At 37.5% G+C, this 23,007-nt stretch carries 21 protein-coding genes; 8 read left to right on the forward strand and 13 right to left on the reverse strand.

Annotated elements, in window-relative coordinates; translation table 11 throughout:
• Positions 1-76: 76 nt before the first annotated feature.
• From DET49_RS01590 to DET49_RS01615, 6 genes are all read right to left on the reverse strand, one after another.
• On the reverse strand, positions 77-1,315 hold the full coding sequence (locus DET49_RS01590) for an aminotransferase class V-fold PLP-dependent enzyme (protein ID WP_133546407.1): 1,239 nt from the start codon (positions 1,313-1,315) through the stop codon (positions 77-79).
• A 47-nt stretch (positions 1,316-1,362) separates the two neighbouring features.
• Positions 1,363-2,679, reverse strand: coding sequence for a Fe-S cluster assembly protein SufD (sufD, locus tag DET49_RS01595; RefSeq protein ID WP_133546408.1), 1,317 nt, complete (start codon positions 2,677-2,679; stop codon positions 1,363-1,365).
• A gap of 72 nt (positions 2,680-2,751) precedes the next feature.
• Positions 2,752-3,504 (reverse strand): Fe-S cluster assembly ATPase SufC, encoded by a 753-nt coding sequence (gene sufC, locus DET49_RS01600; protein WP_133546409.1) that lies wholly within the window; start codon positions 3,502-3,504, stop codon positions 2,752-2,754.
• A gap of 41 nt (positions 3,505-3,545) precedes the next feature.
• Positions 3,546-3,932, reverse strand: coding sequence for a lipoprotein (locus DET49_RS01605; RefSeq protein ID WP_133546410.1), 387 nt, complete (start codon positions 3,930-3,932; stop codon positions 3,546-3,548).
• A 24-nt stretch (positions 3,933-3,956) separates the two neighbouring features.
• The gene (gene sufB, locus DET49_RS01610; protein ID WP_133546411.1) at positions 3,957-5,402 is read right to left on the reverse strand and encodes a Fe-S cluster assembly protein SufB; all 1,446 of its coding nucleotides are present in this window, start codon (positions 5,400-5,402) and stop codon (positions 3,957-3,959) included.
• A gap of 69 nt (positions 5,403-5,471) precedes the next feature.
• The gene (locus tag DET49_RS01615) at positions 5,472-5,801 is read right to left on the reverse strand and encodes a HesB/IscA family protein (protein ID WP_133546412.1); all 330 of its coding nucleotides are present in this window, start codon (positions 5,799-5,801) and stop codon (positions 5,472-5,474) included.
• Positions 5,802-6,072: 271 nt separating this feature from the next.
• Here DET49_RS01615 and thiL point away from each other — a divergent pair, with 271 nt between their 5' ends.
• On the forward strand, positions 6,073-7,146 hold the full coding sequence (thiL, locus tag DET49_RS01620) for a thiamine-phosphate kinase (protein ID WP_133546413.1): 1,074 nt from the start codon (positions 6,073-6,075) through the stop codon (positions 7,144-7,146).
• Positions 7,147-7,178: 32 nt separating this feature from the next.
• Here the strand turns inward: thiL and DET49_RS01625 are convergent, their stop codons facing one another.
• The 6 genes from DET49_RS01625 to DET49_RS01645 form a co-directional block, all read right to left on the reverse strand.
• Positions 7,179-7,430, reverse strand: a complete 252-nt coding sequence (locus DET49_RS01625; protein ID WP_133546414.1) for a hypothetical protein — start codon at positions 7,428-7,430, stop codon at positions 7,179-7,181.
• A 72-nt stretch (positions 7,431-7,502) separates the two neighbouring features.
• Positions 7,503-8,273, reverse strand: a complete 771-nt coding sequence (locus DET49_RS01630; protein ID WP_133546415.1) for an alpha/beta fold hydrolase — start codon at positions 8,271-8,273, stop codon at positions 7,503-7,505.
• A gap of 180 nt (positions 8,274-8,453) precedes the next feature.
• A complete protein-coding gene (locus tag DET49_RS01635; RefSeq protein ID WP_133546416.1) occupies positions 8,454-9,746 on the reverse strand; it encodes an aminopeptidase P family protein in 1,293 nt (430 codons plus the stop codon).
• A 22-nt stretch (positions 9,747-9,768) separates the two neighbouring features.
• Positions 9,769-9,984 (reverse strand): hypothetical protein, encoded by a 216-nt coding sequence (locus DET49_RS18370; protein WP_166636522.1) that lies wholly within the window; start codon positions 9,982-9,984, stop codon positions 9,769-9,771.
• Between the two features lie 74 nt (positions 9,985-10,058).
• A complete protein-coding gene (locus DET49_RS01640) occupies positions 10,059-10,349 on the reverse strand; it encodes a chaperone modulator CbpM (protein WP_133546417.1) in 291 nt (96 codons plus the stop codon).
• Complete coding sequence (locus tag DET49_RS01645; protein WP_133546418.1) at positions 10,346-11,290, reverse strand: DnaJ C-terminal domain-containing protein; 945 nt, start codon at positions 11,288-11,290, stop codon at positions 10,346-10,348. Before DET49_RS01645 ends, DET49_RS01640 begins: the two co-directional genes overlap by 4 nt.
• Positions 11,291-11,566: 276 nt before the next feature.
• Between DET49_RS01645 and DET49_RS01650 the strand changes: the two genes are divergently transcribed.
• From DET49_RS01650 to DET49_RS01675, 6 genes are all read left to right on the forward strand, one after another.
• Positions 11,567-12,229: a succinate dehydrogenase cytochrome b subunit gene (locus tag DET49_RS01650; protein WP_133546419.1), complete on the forward strand. Its 663-nt coding sequence runs from the start codon at positions 11,567-11,569 to the stop codon at positions 12,227-12,229.
• A gap of 12 nt (positions 12,230-12,241) precedes the next feature.
• Positions 12,242-14,245, forward strand: a complete 2,004-nt coding sequence (locus DET49_RS01655; RefSeq protein WP_133546420.1) for a fumarate reductase/succinate dehydrogenase flavoprotein subunit — start codon at positions 12,242-12,244, stop codon at positions 14,243-14,245.
• Positions 14,246-14,313: 68 nt separating this feature from the next.
• Positions 14,314-15,060: a succinate dehydrogenase/fumarate reductase iron-sulfur subunit gene (locus DET49_RS01660; protein ID WP_133546421.1), complete on the forward strand. Its 747-nt coding sequence runs from the start codon at positions 14,314-14,316 to the stop codon at positions 15,058-15,060.
• Positions 15,061-15,142: 82 nt separating this feature from the next.
• A complete protein-coding gene (locus DET49_RS01665) occupies positions 15,143-16,297 on the forward strand; it encodes a methionine aminotransferase (RefSeq protein ID WP_133546422.1) in 1,155 nt (384 codons plus the stop codon).
• 166 nt (positions 16,298-16,463) lie between these two features.
• A complete protein-coding gene (pdeM, locus tag DET49_RS01670; protein WP_133546423.1) occupies positions 16,464-17,099 on the forward strand; it encodes a ligase-associated DNA damage response endonuclease PdeM in 636 nt (211 codons plus the stop codon).
• A 1-nt stretch (position 17,100) separates the two neighbouring features.
• Entirely contained in the window at positions 17,101-17,898 is a 798-nt protein-coding gene (locus tag DET49_RS01675) for a tryptophan-rich sensory protein (protein WP_133546424.1), read from the forward strand.
• A gap of 39 nt (positions 17,899-17,937) precedes the next feature.
• Here DET49_RS01675 and DET49_RS01680 read toward each other — a convergent pair whose 3' ends face one another.
• Positions 17,938-19,296 (reverse strand): dihydrolipoyl dehydrogenase family protein, encoded by a 1,359-nt coding sequence (locus DET49_RS01680; protein ID WP_133546425.1) that lies wholly within the window; start codon positions 19,294-19,296, stop codon positions 17,938-17,940.
• A 167-nt stretch (positions 19,297-19,463) separates the two neighbouring features.
• On the opposite strand from DET49_RS01680, the gene mfd reads away from it, so the two are divergent.
• Positions 19,464-22,853 carry a transcription-repair coupling factor gene (gene mfd, locus DET49_RS01685; RefSeq protein ID WP_133546426.1) on the forward strand — a complete coding sequence of 1,130 codons (3,390 nt, stop codon included), beginning with the start codon at positions 19,464-19,466 and terminating at the stop codon, positions 22,851-22,853.
• Positions 22,854-23,007 lie beyond the last annotated feature (154 nt).

A 23,007-nucleotide genomic window follows, 5' to 3' on the forward strand; every position in this document is an offset into this window, starting at 1 on the left:
AGCTCCTGATATTTTAGATAAAAATATTAAATCTTTATCGCTTTTTTTACATTTTTTAATTCCAGAATTGTTTCTCTTAGGCTAGCATCGATTTGGCTTTTTTAACAGCTTCAATAAGCCGATCTATCTCTGCTTTAGTATTGTAAAACGAGAAAGATGCTCTAACTGTACCCGGAATTTTATAAAAATCCATAATTGGCTGGGCACAATGATGCCCAGTTCTTACTGCTATACCCATTTTGTCTAAAAGTGTGCCGATGTCGTAAGGATGGAGTCCCTCAATATTAAATGAAATCACCGCGGTCTTTTCTCTGGAAGTTCCATAAAATTTCATTCCTTCAATTTCATTAAGTTTAATGGTGGCATAATTCAATAATTCTTGTTCATAACGGGCAATAGTTTCGAATCCGATGGAATCAATATAATCTATTGCCGCTGCAAATGCAATTCCTCCACAAATATTAGGGGTTCCCGCTTCGAATTTATGCGGAAGTTCAGCATAAGTTGTTTTTTCAAAACTAACCGTTGCAATCATTTCCCCCCCTCCCTGATAGGGTGGGAGTTTGTTGAGCCATTCTTCTTTTCCGTATAATACTCCAACCCCCGTAGGACCGTACATTTTATGAGCAGAAACCACATAGAAATCGACATCCAGTGCTTGTAAATCGGCTTTAATATGCGGAGCCGCTTGTGCACCATCTATTAAAACAGCTGCACCTTTGGTATGAGCTTTATCTATAATTTTTTTAATTGGATTAATCGTTCCCAAAGCGTTTGAAACGTGATTTAAGAAAACAATTTTCGTTTTTTCTGATAGTAATTTTTCAAAAGATTCATAAATAAGCTCTCCCTGCTCGTTCATTGGGATCACTTTCAGGATCGCTCCCGTTTTCTCGCAAAGCATTTGCCAAGGAACAATATTGGAATGATGTTCTAATGCTGAAACCAGGATTTCATCTCCTTTTTTTAGAATGGAAGCAAAACCACTTGCCACAAGGTTGATTCCATGTGTGGTACCAGAAGTAAAAATGATTTCGTGCGCTTTTTTAACATTAAAGTGATGTTGAATCTTTATTCTTGCAGCTTCATATTTATCAGTTGCTTCCTGAGATAAGCTGTGCACCCCGCGGTGAATATTAGCATTGTAGTTTGAATAATAATTAACAATTACATCTATAACCTGTTGTGGTGTTTGTGAAGTTGCTGCATTATCCAGATAAACCAAGGGGTACCCATTGACTTTCCTCTCTAAGATAGGAAAGTCTTTTCTGATTTCTTCAACGTTAAAAGCTATATTATTAGTAGCAATGCTCATTATTAAATTGATTTGAGGATTCTATTAAAGCTACTCTAAATAGCGATCTATAGGTTGAATCCTAATTCTACACCCAGTTTAAGGGCTATAAGTTTATTTATTCTCTTTTTGATTTCTGGAATTTTCACACTTGCCAATACATTATTAGCAAAAGCATACATTAGAAGTCCACTGGCCTCTTTTTTTGGGATTCCACGTGACTGAAGGTAAAATAAAGCTTCTTCGTCTAACTGACCAATAGTACAGCCGTGGCTACATTTTACATCGTCTGCAAAAATTTCTAGTTGAGGTTTTGAATTAATCGTTGCTTTATCACTCAACAACACGTTATTGTTAGACTGGTATGCGTTTGTTTTCTGCGCTTCTTTTTCAACAACAACCTTCCCGTTGAACACGCCCACCGATTTTTCATCAAATATACCTTTGTAATCCTGATGGGACTCACAATTTGGTTCGATATGATGAACCAAAGTATTATGGTCTACGTGTTGTTTCCCTTCAATAATGGTAATACCTTTCATTGTAGAATCTATGCGTTCTCCTCTTTGATAAAAATTAAGATTGTTTCGCGTTAATTGTCCACCAAGAGAAAAAGTATGCACTGAGCAAAAACTTTCAGATTTCTGTTCGATGTAAGTATTATCTATTAATGAAGCCGAAAGCTTATCATTCTGAATCTTATAATAATCTACGATAGCACGTTTATCAGCGAAGATCTCGGTAACCGAATTAGTAAGAACTGGATGTTCGGTCAGACTTTGGTGACGCTCAATAATCTGACAATGAGAATTTTCGTCTACCACAATTAGATTTCGGGGCTGTACAAATAAAGAGGATTCATTTCCTGTAGAGAAATTAATAATCTGGATTGGTTTATCGGCCAAAATATTCTTGTGGATGTGAATAAAGGCTCCCTCCTTGGTAAAAGCGGTATTCAATGCATTTAATCCATTTTTTGGAGCAATTTGGTTGAAATAGTTATCAATTACCGGCTTATAAAGGTCTTTGTTTAAAGCAGATGACATTAGGCAAACATCAATCTTATCATGAGTAGTGCTGGATAAGTGTGATGAATAAATTCCGTCTATAAATACTAAATCATAAGTGTCTATTTCATGGATAAGGTATTTTTTAATATCCTTATATTCTATAGTATTTTCCTTTTTCGGAAAAAGATTGTAATTTTCTTTCAATACTGATTTAAGGGAAGTGTATTTATAATCTTCTTCCTTTCGGCTTGGGAAACCTAAAGTTTCAAAATCCTTAATCGCTTGATTTCTTATTTTATGAAGATCATCGTTGGCTCCTGTATACTCTTCTTCAAAAGCCAGGAAAGATGATACTAATTTTTCTTTTAATTCCATCGTCAATTCTTTTGTAATTTCCGCGAAGACGGAAAACTTAACTTTAATTATCGGGTTCTAAAAATGAATTGTTTAAACTGTTTTTTCAGCTTTTACCCATTCATAACCTCTTTCTTCCAGCTCTAGTGCAAGTTCTTTGCCACCAGATTTTACAATCTGACCGTCTATCATTACGTGAACCACATCTGGGGTAATATAATTAAGCAACCGCTGGTAGTGAGTAATTAGCAAAACAGCGTTGTCTTTACTTCTTAATTTATTAACTCCATCAGCCACAATTTTTAGCGCATCTATATCCAAACCTGAATCGGTTTCATCAAGAATGGCTAATTTTGGTTCTAACATGGCCATTTGGAAGATTTCATTTCTTTTCTTCTCTCCTCCGGAAAAACCATCGTTTAAAGACCTTGACAAAAATTTACGATCAATTTCCAAACTTGCGGATTTCTCTCGAATCTTTTTTAGCATTTCATTTGCCGGCATATCTTCTAGTCCATTAGCTTTTCTATGCGCGTTAATAGCAGTTTTCATAAAATTGGTAACAGAAACCCCTGGAATTTCCACCGGGTATTGAAAAGACAGAAAAATTCCTTTATGAGCTCTTTCTTCAGGGTCCATTTCTGAAATCTCTGTGTTTTCAAAAAGGATTTCTCCCTGTGTTTGTTCAAATTCTTCTTTCCCAGCTATTACTGAAGAAAGCGTACTTTTTCCGGAACCGTTCGGTCCCATTATAGCATGAACTTCTCCTGGATTAATTTCAAGATTAATTCCTTTTAAGATTTCCTTATCTTCTATACTAGCGTGTAAATTCTTTATTTTTAGCATAAATTCTCTGTATGCATCCCGAATGAATAGGGATTGGTTTATTATTTTTCTTGTTGTTCCAGAGACTTTTCAGTATCCAGAATTTTTAATATTTCTCTTATTTCTATATTCTCATCCCAACCTTCCTGCCTAGGGTTTGGAACAATTTTTCCTTTTATTTTAACCGAAACCATATCAAATTCTTCTTTCTGAAAAGGTTTGACCTGTTCGGCTAGTTCTTTGGAAATTGAGTCAATGCTGACTCCGTATACGAAATCATTTCCTCTTAAAATTGCCGCATCTCCTGCATAGATAAATTCCCCGGTAAGTGTTTGAATACTATCCTGAATTTTTTCCATTTCAGGCTGTTTCATTAACTCCTGACGACCTTCATCCTGGCAGGAAGATACCGTAAAGACAAGGCCAAGGATTAGCAAAAACTTCTTCATTTCTTCAATCTTCGTTTTACCAATTTATCCTACGGACCCTTCAAGGGAAATTTCTAATAATTTTTGTGCTTCTACTGCGAATTCCATAGGTAATTTATTTAAAACCTCTTTGCTAAAACCGTTTACAATAAGAGCGATAGCTTTTTCGGTATCAATACCTCGCTGATTACAGTAAAAAATCTGGTCTTCTCCAATTTTACTGGTAGTAGCCTCGTGTTCTACCTGACCGGTTTTGTTTTTAACTTCAATATAAGGGAAGGTATGTGCGCCACATTTATTCCCCATTAAAAGAGAATCACATTGTGAAAAGTTACGGGCGTTTTCCGCTCTTCCGTTTATCTGTACCAATCCCCGGTAAGAGTTTTGGGACTCTCCTGCAGAAATTCCTTTTGAGATAATAGTACTCTTAGTGTTTTTGCCAAGGTGGACCATTTTTGTACCAGTATCTGCCTGTTGGTGGTTGTTAGTTACCGCGATAGAGTAAAACTCACCAATGGAATTATCACCTTTTAAGATACAGGATGGATACTTCCAGGTTACTGCCGATCCGGTTTCAACCTGAGTCCAGGAAATTTTCGCCCCTTTTTCACATATTCCACGTTTTGTTACAAAATTGTAAACTCCGCCTTTCCCCTCCTTACTTCCGGGGAACCAATTTTGAACGGTGCTATATTTGATTTCAGCATCATCTAAAGCTACTAATTCTACCACCGCTGCGTGTAATTGATTTTCATCACGGGTGGGTGCTGTGCATCCTTCAAGATAACTCACATAACTTCCAGGTTCAGCAACAACGAGTGTACGCTCAAACTGACCGGTCCCGGCCTGGTTAATCCTGAAATAAGTTGAAAGTTCCATTGGGCATCTTACCCCTTTTGGTATGTAACAAAATGAACCATCGCTAAATACTGCGGAATTTAAAGCCGCGTAAAAGTTGTCGGTTTTCGGTACCACTGAACCAATATATTTTTTTACAAGCTCAGGATGTTCCCTGATTGCCTCAGAAATAGAACAAAAGATAATTCCTTTTTCCGCTAAGGTTTTCTTGAAAGTAGTGGTTACCGAAACAGAGTCCATGACAATATCTACGGCAACACCCGCAAGTTTCTTCTGTTCATCTACAGAAATTCCGAGCTTTTTAAAAGTATCCAATAATTCTGGGTCTACCTCATCTAAGCTATCGTATTTCGGTTTTTTATTAGGAGCGGAATAGTAAGATATATTCTGAAAATCCGGCTTTTCGTAATGTACGTTAGCCCATTCAGGTTCCTTCATAGTTTCCCAGTGGCGATAAGCTTCCAATCGCCATTGAGTCATCCATTCAGGTTCTTCTTTCTTTTTAGAGATTGCTCTAACAATGTCTTCACTTAATCCCACGGGGAAGGTATCCGATTCAATATCGGTATAAAATCCGTACTCATATTCCTTCGTTTCGAGCTCTTTTTTTAAATCATCTTCAGTATATGCCATCTCAATTTTTTCTAAAATTATTCAAGGTCTAAAATTAAAGAATTCAGAATTTTATTCCTTTTAAATCAACTACAGAGAAAAACTTTCTCCGCATCCACAAGTCCTTTGAGCGTTGGGATTGTTAAATACAAATCCTTTACCATTCAAGCCGCCGGAGAATTCTAAAACGGTTCCAGCCAGGTATAAAACGCTACGTTTATCTACCACTATTTTTACTTCGTTATCTTCAAAAAGTTTGTCATCTTCGGCCTTTGCTTTATCAAATTTTAATTCATAAGATAAGCCAGAGCAGCCTCCGCTTTTAACACCCACGCGAACAAAGTCGTTCAAATTATCAAAACCCTCTTCACTCATAAGTGTGGCAATCTTTTTTTTAGCGCTTTCGCTTACTTTTATCATAGCTAAAAAGATTAATTCTAAATTGGCTACAAATATACTACAAAACAAGCGGTTTACCATAGATAAGGTATATGTTTTAGGAATGAGATGATAAGCCCTACTGATTCTAATTTTACACCCTCTTTAATATATAAATAACTGTAAATTAAATAGTTTTGAAATATTCTTTATTTGTTCGGCAAACCTCGACCTGGCGTTTTTTAATCTATCCTCATCTTTATAATGACAGTTGAATAATATTCAGTTATTTTGCAAATTAAAATAATAAGTTATGATTCAGGATAGTCAGGATATGCGCACAAACCTTTCAGAATTAGGTGAATTTGGATTGATAGACCACCTTACCAAAAATTTCGAACCCAAGCTCACTTCAACTGTAAAGGGAATTGGAGACGATGCAGCGGTACTGGATTTTGAAAATCAACACGCCGTCGTTACTACTGATCTTTTGGTTGAAGGAGTTCATTTTGATCTGGCATATATGCCATTGAAACATTTGGGTTATAAAGCCGTTATGGTTAATGCATCAGATGTTTTCGCGATGAATGCGAAAGTAACACAGATTACTGTCTCGATAGCTGCATCCAACCGATTTCCGGTAGAAGCATTGGAAGAATTATACTCTGGAATCGCCTTGGCTGCAAAATTATATAATATTGATTTGGTGGGCGGCGATACTACTTCCTCTACTTCAGGATTATTAATTAGTATTACTGCAATTGGAGTAGCTGCCAAAGAAGATATTGTTTACCGAAGCGGTGCGCGACCAAATGATCTTTTGGTGGTTACCGGTGATTTAGGTGCTGCCTATATGGGATTGCAGATTTTGGAAAGGGAAAAGGAAGTTTTTAAAGCCAATCCTAACGCACAACCCGATTTGAATCCGTATAGTTACCTAATAGAAAGACAATTAAAACCTGAAGCTAGAAAGGATATTGGGCCATTGTTAAAAGAACTTGGTGTGAAACCAACTTCCATGATAGATATTAGCGATGGGCTTTCCTCTGAAATTATCCATTTATGTAAAAACTCCCAGGTTGGCGCGAATTTGTTCGAGGAGAAAATTCCTTTAGATCCTGCTGTAATCTCAGTATGCGAAGAATTTGATATAGACAGTACCACTATTGCTTTAAGTGGGGGGGAAGACTATGAGTTGCTTTTTACTATTTCACAGGAGGATTATGATAAAATAAAGGCGAATCCTAATTTAACCGTAATTGGGCATATGACGGAGGAAAAGGAAGGCATGCATTTAATAACTCGTGCCAATCAGAAATTACCACTTATTGCACGCGGTTGGAACTCGATGGAAGAGAGCAATGATAATTCTGAAAAGAAGGATTAAGGTTTTTAAAAATTAATTTTAAAACAAAATATTTAGGAAGCATGGGCAAAATGTTTGCGCTTTCTTTTTTTGTGTATTTTAGAAATGTAATCGTTCGTTTCTCTAAATTTTGGAGTTAAGCGAGCTAATAAACCGTTGGCAGTGTCGGTCATTTCCATTCCGCATTTCTCGCACTTATATTCGTGGACGTGATCTGTCACATTTTTTGATACACGTAGTTTATGTCCGAAAATGCTGCAAAAAACCTTTCCGAACGAAAATCTTATAGGGTTTGTTTCTTTCATAGAAGCTTGATTTTCTTGTTTCTAAAACTCTAAAGTATAAAATAAAGTTAAATCTTCGATAAAAAGTTAAAATTAATCGATTAAATGCATAATTTTCATTAACTCATTTTTGTTTTCCAAATAAGATAAATGCCCATTTGGAAGACTTTCAAACTCAACTTTACATCGTTTAGCTATGTTTTTTATTGTGTTAAAATCCAATACGGGATCTAGTTTTCCGGCCACAATAATTTTTTGTTTACTAAATTCCGCAAAAAGTCCGGTATGGTCTGTGCGAATTTTCATACCTCGTATAGCAGCGTGGATTCCTGCAGTTGTAAACTCCATTGCGCGATTTTTTATTTTATCAATTTCAGATTTAAATATTTTATTGTTTTCAGGGGTTAATAAATTTGAAATTGCCATACTTACAAAAGCCCTTTTGTTTTTAAGAACTAAAGCAGCCGCACGATCGCGATTGGCCTTACGTTCTTCAGAATCTGCCTGTGGGGTAGAATTGACCAACACCAAGCTATGCAGTATTGTAGGGAAAATATTTTGAAATTCCAAACTCACGTAGCCACCCATAGAGTGCCCCATAAAAGATGCCTTTCTAATGTTGAGTTCATCTAAAACAGATTTTACTGCCTTAGCCATATCAGCCATCGTATGAATTTCTGATATATTTCCTGATTCTCCATGTCCAGGAAGATCTATACAAATCACCTGTCGTATTGAGGAAAGTTCCTGGATAAAATCTTCCCATATTTCTTTAGACTCTAAAAAGCCGTGAAGTAAAATAAGCGGATTCCCGATTCCCCTGGTAGTAAAGGAGATAGGGGTGTTATTGTAGTTTGTTCTCATTATTTGTCATAATACAAAAAGCCACGATTTTAAAAAAACGTGGCTATAGTTTTAGTGCTTTTTGAAAAATTGTCAATGTGAAGGAAATTACCATTGAAATAATATCTTCAAAAAACAGGACTAGCTTTTAAGAATTCCCTTTTCAATTTGAAGATTCCGTGATTTCCAGTGTTGAGAAAATTAAGAATTCATAATTTCTTCAATTTCTTCAATTTCAATTGGAATATTGCGCATTAGGTTAAAAGGTTCGCCTTCTGGCTGAATTACCACATCGTCTTCCAAACGAATTCCAAAGCCTTCATCAGGTAAGTAGATTCCTGGTTCGACGGTGAAAACCTGGTTGGATTTTATAGGTTCAGTTAAAATTCCGTAATCGTGAGTATCTAAACCAATATTATGTGCAGTACCGTGCATAAAATATTTTTTATAAGCCGGCCATTTGGGATCCTCCTTTTGAACATCAGCTTTGTCCAATAAGCCTAAACCCAATAATTCTGAAGTCATTAATTTCCCGACTTCCTTATGGTATTCTGCCCATATCGTGCCTGGAACCAACCATTTTGTTGCTTCCTTTTTCACCTTATTTACCGTATTGTAAATCCTCTTCTGACGATCTGAAAATTTTCCTGAAACCGGGATAGTCCTTGTCATATCGCTGGAGTAATTCGCGTATTCTGCACCGGTATCTAACAGGATCAAATCTCCTTCTTTGCATTGTTGATTATTCTCGGTGTAATGCAGCACATTGGCGTTATTTCCGCTGGCGATAATTGGTGTATATGCGAATCCACGGCTACGGTTTCTTATCATTTCGTGCCAGTATTCGGCTTCAATTTCGTGTTCCCAAACTCCCGGTTTTGTGAATTTCAAAGCTCGGCGAAAAGCTTTTTCAGTAATATCGCAAGCTTTCTGCATCAGGTCCAGTTCAATTGGGTCTTTCACTGATCGTAAGCGTTGTAAAATAGGATTGCTTTTGGCTACCTGATGTGCGGGATATTTCTTCTTGCACCATTTTATAAATCGGTCATCTCGCGTTTCTGTCTGCACATTGGCGCGGTAATGTTCGTTGGTATTGAAATAGATCATCTCGCATTGCGACATTACTTCAAAGAAAATTCTCTCAAAATCCTGTAGCCAGTAAACCGTTTTTACACCGCTAACTTCCAGTGCTTTTTCCTTGTCTAATTTTGCGCCTTCCCAAACTGCGATATGCGGATTGGTTTCGGTTAGGAATAAAATCTCACGATGTTCAGGTTTAGGTGCATCTGGGAAAAGCACCAAGATCGCTTCTTCCTGATCCACACCACTTAAATAAAAAAGGTCACGATTTTGCTGAAAGGGCATCGTGCTGTCAGCGCCGATGGGGTAAATGTCATTTGCATTAAAAACCGCGAGACTCTTGGCTTTCATTCCTGCCATAAAGCTTTTCCGATTTTTTATAAATAATTTGCTGTCTATTTGATCGTATCTCATATTGTGATTTCTATTGATTCTTTTAGTGTTTTAATGCAGGTTTTATATTCCAGTAATAGAAGAAAAGACCGACAAAAACTCCAATGAAAAGACTGTGAAGTATTGTGTCTGAAAGTTCAGGGATGTTAAAATATTCCCTTCCATAGTCCCAGATTATGAAAAACATCCATAAAAAGAGTGTGCAGGTAAATGGGTTTTGAACTAATCTTATAAAAGTTTTTTTTATTCTATTATCCAAACCGTGCTATTTAAAAAATATTCTTTGATGTGCTACAAAGTTATTAATATCTAACAGAGTAAAAAGCTCTTATCTTATTCATATAAGCCTAACCTGTTTTTAAGCCTACGGTTTTGTTTCTGTAATTTTTTTACCTGTCGCAATAGATGCTCAATAGCTTCCAGTCCTTCTAAATTTATTTCCAGATCATAATGCAATCGCCACAACCTTTCAAATTCTGAAATTTCCTCGTTATGCACATACTGAGTTTTTTCTATAGTCACGATTTCAATTAAACCGCTCTCGTACAAGGATCTTACAAAGTTGTGTTCAACTTTATATCGAATATAAATCTCATCGGTGGGGATCAAATCTTCTAAATTCATGAGCGTAATTTTTGAAGTTCCTTAAACAATTCTTTTTCACGGGGACTTAAGTTTGTTGGCATCTGTATATTGTAAGTAATAATTAGATCCCCAAACTGGTCATCCTTTTTATATTTAGGGAAACCTTTTCCTTTTAATTTTACTTTCGTTCCAGGTTGGGTTTCAGCTTTTACGTTCAATTTCACTTTTCCGCTAAAAGTCTCTACGGTAATTTCACCGCCGAGTATGGCAGTGTAAAGATCAATGTCTATCGCTGCGAATAAGTTTTCTTTTTCTCTTTTGAATTTTGTGTTGTTTACAATATTAAAGGTAATAAAGAGATCACCTTTCGGTCCACCCTGAACGCCAGGTCCGCCGTGACCTTTAATTTTAATGGTTTGTCCGTTTTCTACACCCGCTGGAATTGTAAGCCGAATATTTTTTCCGTTTACCGTGAGGGTTTGTTTATGGCTAGTGTAAACATCGCTTAGGTTTAGCTGAAGTTCTGCATTGAAATCCTGGCCTCTAAAATGGCGTCCCCGGCCAGAACCTTGAGCTCTTGCGTTGCCGCCAAACATTTCTTCAAAAAAATCTGAAAAAGTATCATCATCAAAATTTCCTGAATACGAGTGACCGCCCTGGCTGCCACCAAAACCAGTACCTCCATAGCCCCCCTGGGAATATGCTCTTCCTCCTGATGTTTGTTGTTGCTTTTTGGCTTCTTCGTAAGCGTCAGCGTGTTGCCAGTCTTTTCCGTATTGGTCGTATTTTTTACGTTTTTCGGGATCGCTTAAAACCTCGTTCGCTTCATTTATTTGCTGAAATCTGAGTTGCGCTTCCTTGTCGTTTGGATTAAGGTCTGGATGATTTTTTCTGGCCAGTTTTCTGTATGCCTTTTTAATATCGGCCTGGCTGGCAGATTTATCTAATTCCAGTAATCTGTAGTAATCTATAAAAGCCATTAAAACTTATGAATTAGTGATGAAAATCTATCTTCTGAAATTACTAAAAAGTTAACTTACTTCCCGTTAAGTTTTTGCAAAATCAGGTATAAAATGATAAATATCATTCTGGAGAGCTTTTCTAAGTATATATGAGAATTATTCAAAATTCAATTCAACAAATATTAAACTTCTTTGTATTAGTTCTAAATAGCAGGTAATTTACATCTCAAAGTTTGTGAGTAACTCATTTGAGATGTATTTTTGCTGTTAAATCTCTATAAAATAATCAAACCAATGGGTGGATTTCTAAATTCAACCATAGCACGAAAAGTGGCTATGGCCTTATCGGGACTTTTTCTGGTCTTATTTTTAGCTCAACATTTCACAATTAACTTCCTTTCTGTATTTAGTAAAGACCTGTTCAATGAGGTTTCTCATTTTATGGGAACCAATTTTTTTGTGCAGGCTTTGTTGCAACCGGTTTTAATTTTTGGAGTGATTTTTCACTTTGTAATGGGTTTTATTTTGGAGGCAAAGAACCGTGGTGCGAGAAACATAAAATATGTGAAATTTAACGGGAATGCCAATTCCAGTTGGATGTCTAGAAATATGATCTATACTGGTCTAGTGGTTTTAGCATTTTTAGGGCTTCACTTTTATGATTTCTGGTTTCCGGAAATGATTCACAAATACATAGAATCCCATCCTGAAGATGTTGCTCGTTATTATGATGAGTTGGTAGCGAAATTCCAAAGCCCGGTTAGAACAATATTATACGTGGTTTCATTTGTATTTTTAGCCCTTCACCTTTATCATGGCTTTTCTTCCTCATTTCAATCTATGGGATGGAGAAATAAATATGCTAAAGGTCTTAGAGGATTTACCCAGGCTTATGCGATCATCATACCACTAGGATTTATTTTTATAGCCCTTTTTCACTATATTAATAACCTTTAATACGTAAGATTTATGTCAGTTTTAGATTCAAAAATACCTAAGGGGCCTCTAAAAGAAAAGTGGACCAATCATAAAAACAATATCAATCTTGTTAATCCAGCTAATAAACGTAATATCGACGTTATAGTTATTGGAACAGGACTTGCCGGAGGTAGCGCAGCTGCAACTCTTGCTGAATTAGGTTATAATGTGAAAACATTTTGTTACCAGGATTCGCCAAGACGTGCGCACTCTATTGCCGCTCAGGGAGGTATTAACGCTTCCAAAAATTATCAGGGAGATGGCGACTCAGATTATCGTTTGTTTTACGATACCATAAAAGGTGGTGATTACCGTTCCAGGGAAGGAAACGTTTATCGTTTAGCTGAGGTTTCCGGAAATATTATAGATCAATGTGTGGCACAGGGAGTTCCTTTTGCCCGGGAATATGGAGGTTATCTGGATAACCGTTCTTTTGGTGGGGTTTTGGTATCCCGTACTTTTTATGCCAAAGGACAAACTGGCCAGCAGTTGTTGCTTGGGGCTTATTCAGCAATGAACCGACAGATTAACCGTGGGAAAATCAAGCCTTATAACCGTCACGAAATGATGGATTTAGTATTGATAGATGGAAAAGCCAGGGGAATTATCGCCAGAAATATGATTACCGGTGAAATTGAACGCCACTCAGCTCACGCCGTAGTATTGGCTTCCGGTGGTTACGGTAATGTTTTCTTCCTTTCTACTAATGCTATGGGAAGTAATGTAACTGCTGCTTGGAGGGCGCACCGTCGCGGTGCATATTTTGCCAATCCTTGTTATACACAAATTCACCCAACCTGTATTCCGGTTTCTGGGGATCATCAATCTAAACTTACCTTGATGTCTGAATCACTTAGGAATGATGGAAGAATCTGGGTTCCCAAGAAGAAGGAGGATGCAAAAGCAATAAGAGAAGGTAAGAAAAAACCAACTCAACTTGCAGAAGAAGACAGGGATTACTACCTGGAACGTCGTTATCCTGCTTTTGGTAACCTGGTGCCACGTGATGTAGCCTCCAGAGCTGCCAAAGAGCGTTGTGATGCCGGTTTTGGAGTGAATAAAACAGGACAGGCTGTATATCTTGATTTTGCAAGTGCAATAGAACGTTACGGAAAAGAGAAAGCCTTTACCTCAGGAAATAAAAACGCTTCAAAAGAGGAAATTATAAAATTAGGAAAAGAGGTAGTAGCTTCTAAATACGGAAACCTCTTTGATATGTATCAAAAGATCGTAGACCAGAATCCGTATGAAACCCCAATGATGATATATCCTGCCGTTCACTATACCATGGGCGGACTTTGGGTAGATTATAATTTGCAGACCACCATTCCGGGTTGTTACGCTGCCGGGGAAGCTAACTTCTCAGATCACGGTGCTAACAGGCTTGGAGCTTCGGCATTAATGCAGGGACTTGCCGATGGTTATTTTGTATTGCCTTACACTATTGGTAATTATTTATCAGATGATATTCGTACCGGTGCTATTTCTACAGATTCTCCTGAATTCGAAGAAACCGAAAAAGCGGTAAAAGAGCGAATGGATAAATTGATGAATGCCAATGGAAACAAATCGGTAGATTCTTATCACAAGGAATTAGGACTGATTATGTGGAACAAATGTGGAATGGCCCGTAATGCAGAAGGTTTAAAGGAAGCTATAGAAGAGATTGCTGCGTTAAGAGAAGATTTCTGGAAAAATGTAAAAGTTCCTGGTACCGCAAATTCTAAAAACGCTGAGCTAGAAAAAGCAGGCAGGGTAGCAGATTTTCTTGAATTGGGAGAATTATTCGCCAAAGATGCGTTACATAGAAATGAATCTTGTGGTGGACATTTTAGAGAAGAGTACCAAACCGAAGATGGTGAAGCTTTAAGGGACGATGAGAACTTTAAATATGTTGCTGCCTGGGAACACAAAGGAAAACCATCCGATGCAGTTCTTCACAAAGAGGATTTGGTATTTGAAAATATAGAATTGAAAACAAGAAGTTATAAATAGAATTGAGATTTAAGTATTGGGTAATCAGCGCTCAATACTAAATACTCACTACTCAATACTTTTAAGATATGAAGCTTAATTTAAAAATATGGCGTCAGGAAAATGCCACTGCTAAAGGAAAAATAGTAGACTATCCTGTAGACGGGATAGACGGGGATATGTCTTTCCTTGAAATGCTGGATATTCTTAACGAGCAGCTGGTAGAAAAGGGAGAAGACACCATACAGTTTGATCACGATTGTCGTGAAGGAATCTGTGGTTCCTGTTCTTTGCAAATTAACGGTGAGCCCCACGGCCCCGATAAATTAATTGCTACCTGCCAGTTACATATGCGTTCTTTTAAAGATGGTGATACCATTTATATAGAACCTTTTCGTGCAAAAGCTTTTCCGGTTATAAAAGACCTCATTGTAGATCGTACTGCTTTTGACAGGATTCAGCAAGCCTGGGGATATGTTTCGGTAAATACTTCCGGAAATACCGTAGATGCGAATACTATTCCTGTTGAAAAAGAAAAAGCAGATGAATCCTTTAACGCTGCAACCTGTATTGGTTGTGGTGCTTGTGTAGCCGCTTGTAAGAATGCGAGTGCTATGCTGTTTACCTCAGCAAAAGTTTCTCAGTATGCTTTGCTACCACAAGGAAGGGTTGAGGCTACTGAGCGTGTTAAAGCAATGGTTAGGCAAATGGACGAAGAAGGATTTGGAAACTGTAGTAATACAGGAGCCTGTGAAATTGAATGTCCAAAAGGAATTTCTCTTGAGAATATCGCGCGTATGAACCGTGAATATCTTGCTGCCAGCACTAAAGGATAAAACTTCCTTAAATACGAACAAATCAATCCCAAATTCTTTTTGAATTTGGGATTTTTTATGCAACTTATTCAAAAATAGAGAAATGCCAGATTTTAAGAATCTTCCTTCAAAACTGCCCGCTGGGAAAACAAGTATATTTTCTGTGATGAGTGGATTGGCAAGGAAACACGATGCAATTGATCTTTCCCAGGGCTTTCCGAATTTCGAAACCGATGCCCATTTAAAAGAACTGGTTTGTAAAGCAATGAAAGAAGGGTATAATCAATACCCACCAATGAATGGTATTCCAGAATTAAGGGAACAAATAGTTGACAAAATTGAAAAGCTTTACGGCAAAAAATATAACGACGCTTCCGAAATTATATTTACAGCAGGGGCTACTCAGGCCTTGTATTGTGCTATAACCGCCTTTGTTCATCCTGGGGACGAAGTAATTATTTTTAAACCCGCATATGATTCTTACGAGCCAGATATTAAATTAGCGGGGGGGAAACCTGTTTTAATTGAATTAAAAGGAAAACAATTTGAAATTGATTGGCAGGAAGTGGAGGAAAAAATCACATCCAAAACCAGGATGATCGTGATAAATACACCACATAATCCTACAGGAACAATTCTTTCGAAAGACGATATGCAGCGTCTTGAAAAATTATTGAAAAACACTAATATCATTTTGCTGAGCGATGAGGTATACGAGCATCTTATTTTTGACGGGGAAGAACACCAAAGCGCCTCTAAATTTCCCGGTTTAGCAGAAAGGGCTATCGTTTGTGCTTCTTTTGGGAAAACCTTTCATAATACCGGTTGGAAAATGGGCTATTGCGTAGCTCCTGAAGTGTTAATGAAAGAAATCATAAAATTCCACCAGGCCACGGTCTTCTGCGTAAATCATCCTATGCAGCGTGCTTTTGCTGAATACCTGAAAAACCCTGAACATTACCTGCTTCTGGGCAATTTTTATCAGGAGAAACGCGATAAATTTCTTAAGTTAATGGAAGGTTCAAAATTTAAAGGAACGCCTTCAAAAGGAACCTATTTCCAGGTAATGGATTATTCTGAAATAACCAATGAACACGATGTCGATTTTTCGAAAAGATTGATTTCCGAAAAAGGGATAGCAACAATCCCGGTTTCGGTATTTCATAAGGATGGAAAAGACCATAATCAACTACGTTTTTGCTTTGCCAAAACAGAGGAAAGTTTGCAAATGGCGGCAGAGATTTTGCATAAGTTGTAATTGAATTGCAGAGTCGCCCTGAGTATTTGTCATTGCGGGGGGCAATAGCCGACGCAGCAATCTCTCGATATTGCTATTCAAAAAGAGATTACTTCTCCCCATTAGGATGGGGATCGTAATGACGTATTTTATTTAATTTTCAAGAAGGTTCTTCTTAATATTCCGAATGACGATATACCTCCAAAACCAGACCTTTGAACTTCATCCCAGCGGTGCCGCTTTCTGGAAGGAAAAAGCCATCCTCTTGATTAGCGATGTACACCTAGGGAAGATCTCCCACTTCAGGAAATTTGGAAGCGCTGTACCCCATAAAGCTATCAACGCCAATTTTCTAAGAATGAGTGAAGTGGTTGGAAAGTTTCAGCCAAAGGTGGTCTGTTTTTTAGGCGATCTTTTTCATAGCGATCTAAATAGCGAATGGAATTTATTCGAAAACTGGCTTAGTTTTGTAGAAGCCGAAGTAGTCTTAATCGCCGGAAACCACGATATTATTTCTCCATTAAAATATAAAGAATTAAGGGTCAAAATTCATTCTGAATGGCAATTGAATGGATTTTTACTGACTCATCATCCTGAAGAAAGGGAAGGTTTTTTCAATCTTTCCGGTCATATTCATCCAGGCTATCGACTCAACGGCAAAGGAAAGCAAAGTCTTAAATTGCCTTGTTTTTTCAAAAGAAAAGACCAGTTGATTTTCCCTGCTTTTGGAGAATTTACCGGTAATTTTATGATGAAATTAAATGAAGGTGAGAAAGCTTACGCTATAACCCAAAATGAAGTAATTTTAATAGAAAACAGCTAAAATGGAAAAACGTCTTGCAGTTCTGAATTTTATGTCAGTGATTTTAATTATCGCGGTGAGTTATATTTCCCAAACTGGAATCATAAATGATAACACGATGGGGAGCCTTAGCGTTGAATATTATAATTTATTCACCCCAGAAAGTTACGCTTTCGCTATTTGGGGGGTGATATTCTTTTCGTTATTGGCATTTTCCAGCTATCAACTCTTTCAGGCATTTTCAGCAAAAAAGGATTTGGATTTTCTTCGGAAAACGGGATACTGGTTCTTGATCGCAAACTTGGCAAATGCGGCCTGGGTTGTTACCTGGTTATTCGAATACACCGGACTTTCAGTTTTACTAATGTTTTTAATTCTTTTCTCTCTTATAAAAATTATCCTGAATACTAATATGGAACGTTGGGACGCGCCATTAAAAATCCTGGCTTTTAGCTGGTGGCCTATCTGCCTTTATTCAGGTTGGATAGCCGTGGCGACTATCGCCAATGTTTCGGCTTACCTTGCAAAAATTGACTGGACTGCGCCTTTCTTCGGAGAAAAACTTTGGACGGTGATTATGATTGTAGTAACGGTTTTCTTGAATATTGCGATAATCTGGCGTAGAAATATGCGGGAATTTGCAGCAGTTGGGGTTTGGGCTTTAATCGCTATCTATTTTAGGCATTTTGGGGAAATTCCAATTATAGCCTATTCTGCGTTAATTGGAGCGATAACTATTTTTTCCAATATTATTTATCACGGCTGGATGAATAAGGAAACCAATCCTATTACTAGGCTTTTCAAGAGAGAAGATTCTTAGTTGTTAAGATCGGTTTTCTATTTTTAGAGAGGTAAGCTTTCAAACCATTCCTTTTATATCACTTGCCCAGCTTGGGTAGGTAAAAATCATCTTTTTTAGCGTTCCACAATCTAGTTCTCCACACATCGCCATCACAAACATATTTATTATTTCTGCTGCTTCCGGACCCACCAGGTGGGCACCGATGACGAGTCCGGTTTTTGTGTCCACTAGCGTTTTATAAGCGTAGATCTTCTCATTAATGTGTTTGGCGTTAAACCAGTCGGGCACAAGTTTATGTTCCACAGTATAATCATAGCCTTGTTCTTTAGCTTCTTTTTCAGAGAGTCCCACGGAAGCTAATTTAGGCAGGGTAAAAACAGCAGTGGGCTGCGGTGGATAATGCGCTTTTTTAGGTTCTTTTTTACTGAGTAAATTTGCTGAAACTATTTTAGCTTCCTGGGAAGACAGTGGGGTTAAAGGCAAACCTTCACTAGCAGAAACATCACCGCAGGCATATACATTTTTGTTAGTTGTATTTTGCAGAAATTCGTTTACCGTAATTCCTTTTTTGGAGAAAGCCACGTTCCCTTCTTCGAGACCTAAATTTTCTATTGAGGGAACTCTTCCGGCAGTATTAAAAACCATTTCGGCTTTTGCCGAAACTTTTTTTCCATTCTGGTTTGCCTTTACCCTAAAATTCTTCTGTAGTTTTTCAATTTCATTTACTTCAGCATTAAGAATAAATTTGATTTCCAGCTCCTCTTCAGAAACTTGCTGGATATATTTGACCATATCCTCATCAAAACTAAGTAGCGGGCGGGGCGCATAATCAATCATCGTTACTTTAACCCCAAAACGGGCAGCGATATGTGCAAACTCCATCCCAATATATCCGGCACCAATGAAAATCATCGTTTCCGGTAATTTTTTTAATTCCAGAAAATCTTCACTAAAGAGGGCATGTTCTGCACCAGGAATCTTTAGCAGCATAGGTATATGGCCGGTAGCGATCACGATCTTATCGGCCGTTACTGTTTTCCCTTCTACAGAAAGGGTGTTTTCATCTAAGAATTTGGGAGATTGGTGATACATTTTAATATCAACAGCGGAAAGGTCTTTTTCGGTGGCTGCTGGAATAGCATCTACAAAAGTTTTTTTAAAGGCTATAAGATCGCTCCAGTTTACTTCGGGCATTTTAGTGATGCCTTTTCCCTGCATTTTAGTGGCTCGATCTAAAATTTCGGTAAAACCAACCAGAACTTTTTTGGGATCACATCCGCGATTTGGGCAGGTACCACCATATTCCCGGTTATCGGCAATGGCTACTTTTAACCCTTCCTTCGCACAATCTTTGGCCACCCCTTTTCCAGCCGTACCGGTACCTATTACAAATATATCAAAATGCTCTAATGCCATAATTATAATTTCTTACAGCAAATTAGGCATCTGAGCGCTTTGTTGCTGTTAGGGAAATGGTAAAACTTAGGGTAAAGGAAGATCATAATACAAATAGTTAAACCAAGTAACGTTAAATAATTGTTGAGGAGTTGCGCGGCAAAATTTCTGCAATTATCTTTGCGTCAATGAGTAAAACTATTATCGCCCAAAGCTTTGCACAATCCCCACATGAGCAGGAATTGAGGGAATCCCTTGCCTCTTCTGAAAAAAATCGTACTAAAATCCAACTAAAAGGCCTTACTGGTTCTTCATTTTCTTTTGTTGCTGCCAATGCATTTAAGGATTCGGGAAAGCCCTTTTTATTGATCTTTAACGATAAAGAGGAAGCCGCCTATTATTTAAACGATTTAGAACAATTGGTGGGAGAAAAAAATGTACTTTTTTATCCCGGAAGTTATCGTCGTCCCTATCAAATTGAAGAGACCGATAATGCCAATGTGTTATTACGGGCTGAGGTTTTAAACCGAATTAATTCCCGTAAAAAACCGGCGATAATCGTCACCTATCCCGATGCTCTATTTGAAAAAGTAGTTACCCGAAAAGAACTGGACCGCAGCACCCTTAAGATTTCTGTGGAAGATGAACTTTCTATAGATTTTGTAAACGAAGTTCTGTTTGAGTATAAATTTAAGCGGGTAGATTTTGTGACTGAACCCGGAGAATTCTCAGTTCGTGGAGGTATCATAGATGTTTTTTCTTTTAGTAATGATGAGCCTTACCGAATCGAGTTTTTTGGTGATGAGGTAGACAGCATTAGAAGTTTTGATGTAGAAACACAGCTTTCCACAGATATAGTGAAGAAAATTTCGGTAATGCCGAATGTTGAAAACAAACACCTTGATGAAATAAGGGAAAGTTTTCTAAAATATATTTCAGAAAAAACAGTGGTTTTTGTGAAAAATCTTGATTTGCTCACCGCCCAGGCCAATAAGCTTTTTAGTAAAGCTGAAGAAGCTTTTGGGAAACTTTCAGAAGAGGTAAAACACAGTGAGCCTAATGAGTTGTTTTGCAACGGAGAGTTGATTAAGGAACAGTTGGAATATTTCTCGGTTGTTGAGTTGAGTAATCAGGCGTATTTAGAACCGGAAGAAAGTATCGAGTTTCAAACCAAACCCCAACCTTCTTTTAATAAGCAGTTCGATTTGTTAATCGAGAATTTAATTGAAAATCAGGAGAAGGGATATACTAATTATATTTTCTGTGTTAGCGAACAGCAAGCAAAGCGTTTTCACGATATTTTTGATGACCAGGAGCAGAAAGTAAAATACCAAACTATAACTTTAGCCCTCTTTCAGGGTTTTATAGATGATATTGGTAAAAATGTTTGTTATACCGATCATCAAATCTTTGAGCGCTATCATAAATTTCATCTTAAGAACGGTTATGCCAAGAAGCAGGCTATTACACTTAAGGAACTTACCAATTTGGAAGTCGGTGATTATGTAACCCATATTGACCACGGAATAGGAAAATTCGGAGGCCTTCAAAAAATTGATGTGGAGGGTAAAATGCAGGAAGCCATTAAGCTTTTCTATGGGGAACGGGATATTCTGTATCTCAGCATTCATTCGCTGCATAAAATTTCGAAATACAACGGAAAGGACGGTAAAGAACCCAAGATGTTTAAATTGGGTAGCAACGCCTGGAAAAAACTTAAGCAAAAAACCAAGGCACGCGTTAAGCATATAGCCTACAATCTAATAGAACTTTATGCCAAACGTCGTCTGCAAAAAGGTTTTGCCTTTGGTCCAGATTCCTATTTGCAGCACGAACTGGAAGCTTCTTTTATTTATGAAGACACACCAGATCAAAGCACCGCCACCCAAGCTGTAAAAGAAGATATGGAAAATGAGCGCCCAATGGACCGTTTGGTTTGTGGTGACGTTGGCTTTGGGAAAACGGAAGTTGCGATTCGGGCTGCTTTTAAAGCGGTAGACAATGGGAAGCAGGTTGCCGTTCTAGTACCGACTACAATTTTGGCATTTCAGCATCATCAAACTTTTTCTGAACGCTTAAAGGATTTCCCTGTTACTGTGGATTATTTAAACAGGTTTAGGACAGCTAAGGAACGTCGTGAGACCCTGGCCGACCTGGAAAGTGGAAAAGTAGATATTGTTATTGGAACTCACCAGTTAGTTAATAAAGCAGTTAAATTTAAAGATCTTGGTTTACTAATTGTTGACGAAGAGCAGAAATTTGGGGTTTCTGTAAAAGATAAACTAAAAACCATTAAAGAAAATGTAGATACCCTAACCTTAACAGCAACGCCCATTCCCAGAACACTTCAGTTTAGTTTAATGGCCGCGCGTGATTTGTCTACTATTACCACACCGCCCCCAAACCGGTACCCAATAGAAACGAACGTTATTCGATTTTCAGAAGAAACCATAAGAGATGCGGTTTCTTATGAAATTCAGCGAGGGGGACAGGTGTTTTTTATTCATAATAGAATTGAAAATATTAAGGAAGTCGCTGGGATGATCCAGCGGGTGGTTCCCGATGCAAGAATAGGTGTGGGTCATGGTCAAATGGAGGGCAAAAAATTGGAGAAACTAATGTTGAGTTTTATTAATGGGGAATTTGATGTTCTGGTTTCTACTACAATCGTTGAAAGTGGTCTTGATGTCACAAACGCAAACACCATTTTTATCAATAATGCAAATAATTTTGGGGTTTCCGACTTACATCAAATGCGGGGTAGGGTAGGCCGAAGTAATAAAAAAGCTTTTTGTTATTTTATTACTCCGCCTTTTTCGGCAATGACAGAAGATGCTCGTAAAAGAATTAGCGCGTTGGAACAATTTTCCGAATTGGGAAGTGGAATTAATATCGCGATGAAAGATTTGGAAATTCGTGGTGCGGGGGATTTGCTAGGAGGTGAACAAAGTGGGTTTATTAATGAAATTGGTTTTGATACCTACCAAAAAATCTTAAACGAAGCCATTGAAGAACTTAAAGAAAATGAGTTCCAGGATCTCTATAGCGAAACTGAAAATATTGAAGATAAGGCCTATGTGAAAGATACGCAGATCGATACCGACTTTGAGGTTTTATTTCCAGATGATTATATCAATAGTATCACTGAGAGATTAAATCTTTATACACAACTTAATAAAATTAGTTCGGAAGAAGAGTTACAAAAGTTTGAAGCCGAAATTATGGATCGTTTTGGGGAATTGCCAACAGAGGCATTAGATCTGCTGAATAGTGTAAGAATAAAGTGGATTGCTGCGAGTATTGGTTTGGAAAAAGTTATTTTAAAACAAGGAAAATTAATCGGCTATTTTATCGCCGATCAGCACTCTATTTTTTATCAAACTAATATTTTTACAAAAGTGTTGCAATATGTGCAATCACACCGACATACATGCACGATGAAAGAAAAGAAAACCCGAAACGGTTTGCGTTTACTGTTAACTTTCGATAAAATTACTTCAGTAGAAAGTGCATTACAGGTCATGAAGCCTTTGGATTTTAGGATTACCGAAAAGGAGATTGAAGTTAAAACTTCTTAGTTTCTAAAGGAGAATCAGTATTCTGGACTATTTTTTAACTGGATTAACCCAATTTCTCCTTTAAAAAAGGAGATTTTAAAAAATTTTTAAATCTCGTTGTTTTTGGAAACAATTGAGGTTTTTAAATACGCTGTACTACTTATTTGAGAATCTA

It is taken from the genome of Salegentibacter sp. 24 (assembly GCF_004362395.1).
In the GTDB taxonomy this organism is placed as follows: Bacteria; Bacteroidota; Bacteroidia; order Flavobacteriales; family Flavobacteriaceae; genus Salegentibacter.

Coding starts and splice junctions, on each gene's coding strand:
- DET49_RS01590 (WP_133546407.1), bottom strand. CDS start 1,315: ATGAGCATTGCTACTAATAATATAGCTTTTAACGTTGAAGAAATCAGA.
- sufD (WP_133546408.1), bottom strand. CDS start 2,679: ATGGAATTAAAAGAAAAATTAGTATCATCTTTCCTGGCTTTTGAAGAA.
- sufC (WP_133546409.1), bottom strand. CDS start 3,504: ATGCTAAAAATAAAGAATTTACACGCTAGTATAGAAGATAAGGAAATC.
- DET49_RS01605 (WP_133546410.1), bottom strand. CDS start 3,932: ATGAAGAAGTTTTTGCTAATCCTTGGCCTTGTCTTTACGGTATCTTCC.
- sufB (WP_133546411.1), bottom strand. CDS start 5,402: ATGGCATATACTGAAGATGATTTAAAAAAAGAGCTCGAAACGAAGGAA.
- DET49_RS01615 (WP_133546412.1), bottom strand. CDS start 5,801: ATGATAAAAGTAAGCGAAAGCGCTAAAAAAAAGATTGCCACACTTATG.
- thiL (WP_133546413.1), top strand. CDS start 6,073: ATGATTCAGGATAGTCAGGATATGCGCACAAACCTTTCAGAATTAGGT.
- DET49_RS01625 (WP_133546414.1), bottom strand. CDS start 7,430: ATGAAAGAAACAAACCCTATAAGATTTTCGTTCGGAAAGGTTTTTTGC.
- DET49_RS01630 (WP_133546415.1), bottom strand. CDS start 8,273: ATGAGAACAAACTACAATAACACCCCTATCTCCTTTACTACCAGGGGA.
- DET49_RS01635 (WP_133546416.1), bottom strand. CDS start 9,746: ATGAGATACGATCAAATAGACAGCAAATTATTTATAAAAAATCGGAAA.
- DET49_RS01640 (WP_133546417.1), bottom strand. CDS start 10,349: ATGAATTTAGAAGATTTGATCCCCACCGATGAGATTTATATTCGATAT.
- DET49_RS01645 (WP_133546418.1), bottom strand. CDS start 11,290: ATGGCTTTTATAGATTACTACAGATTACTGGAATTAGATAAATCTGCC.
- DET49_RS01650 (WP_133546419.1), top strand. CDS start 11,567: ATGGGTGGATTTCTAAATTCAACCATAGCACGAAAAGTGGCTATGGCC.
- DET49_RS01655 (WP_133546420.1), top strand. CDS start 12,242: ATGTCAGTTTTAGATTCAAAAATACCTAAGGGGCCTCTAAAAGAAAAG.
- DET49_RS01660 (WP_133546421.1), top strand. CDS start 14,314: ATGAAGCTTAATTTAAAAATATGGCGTCAGGAAAATGCCACTGCTAAA.
- DET49_RS01665 (WP_133546422.1), top strand. CDS start 15,143: ATGCCAGATTTTAAGAATCTTCCTTCAAAACTGCCCGCTGGGAAAACA.
- pdeM (WP_133546423.1), top strand. CDS start 16,464: ATGACGATATACCTCCAAAACCAGACCTTTGAACTTCATCCCAGCGGT.
- DET49_RS01675 (WP_133546424.1), top strand. CDS start 17,101: ATGGAAAAACGTCTTGCAGTTCTGAATTTTATGTCAGTGATTTTAATT.
- DET49_RS01680 (WP_133546425.1), bottom strand. CDS start 19,296: ATGGCATTAGAGCATTTTGATATATTTGTAATAGGTACCGGTACGGCT.
- mfd (WP_133546426.1), top strand. CDS start 19,464: ATGAGTAAAACTATTATCGCCCAAAGCTTTGCACAATCCCCACATGAG.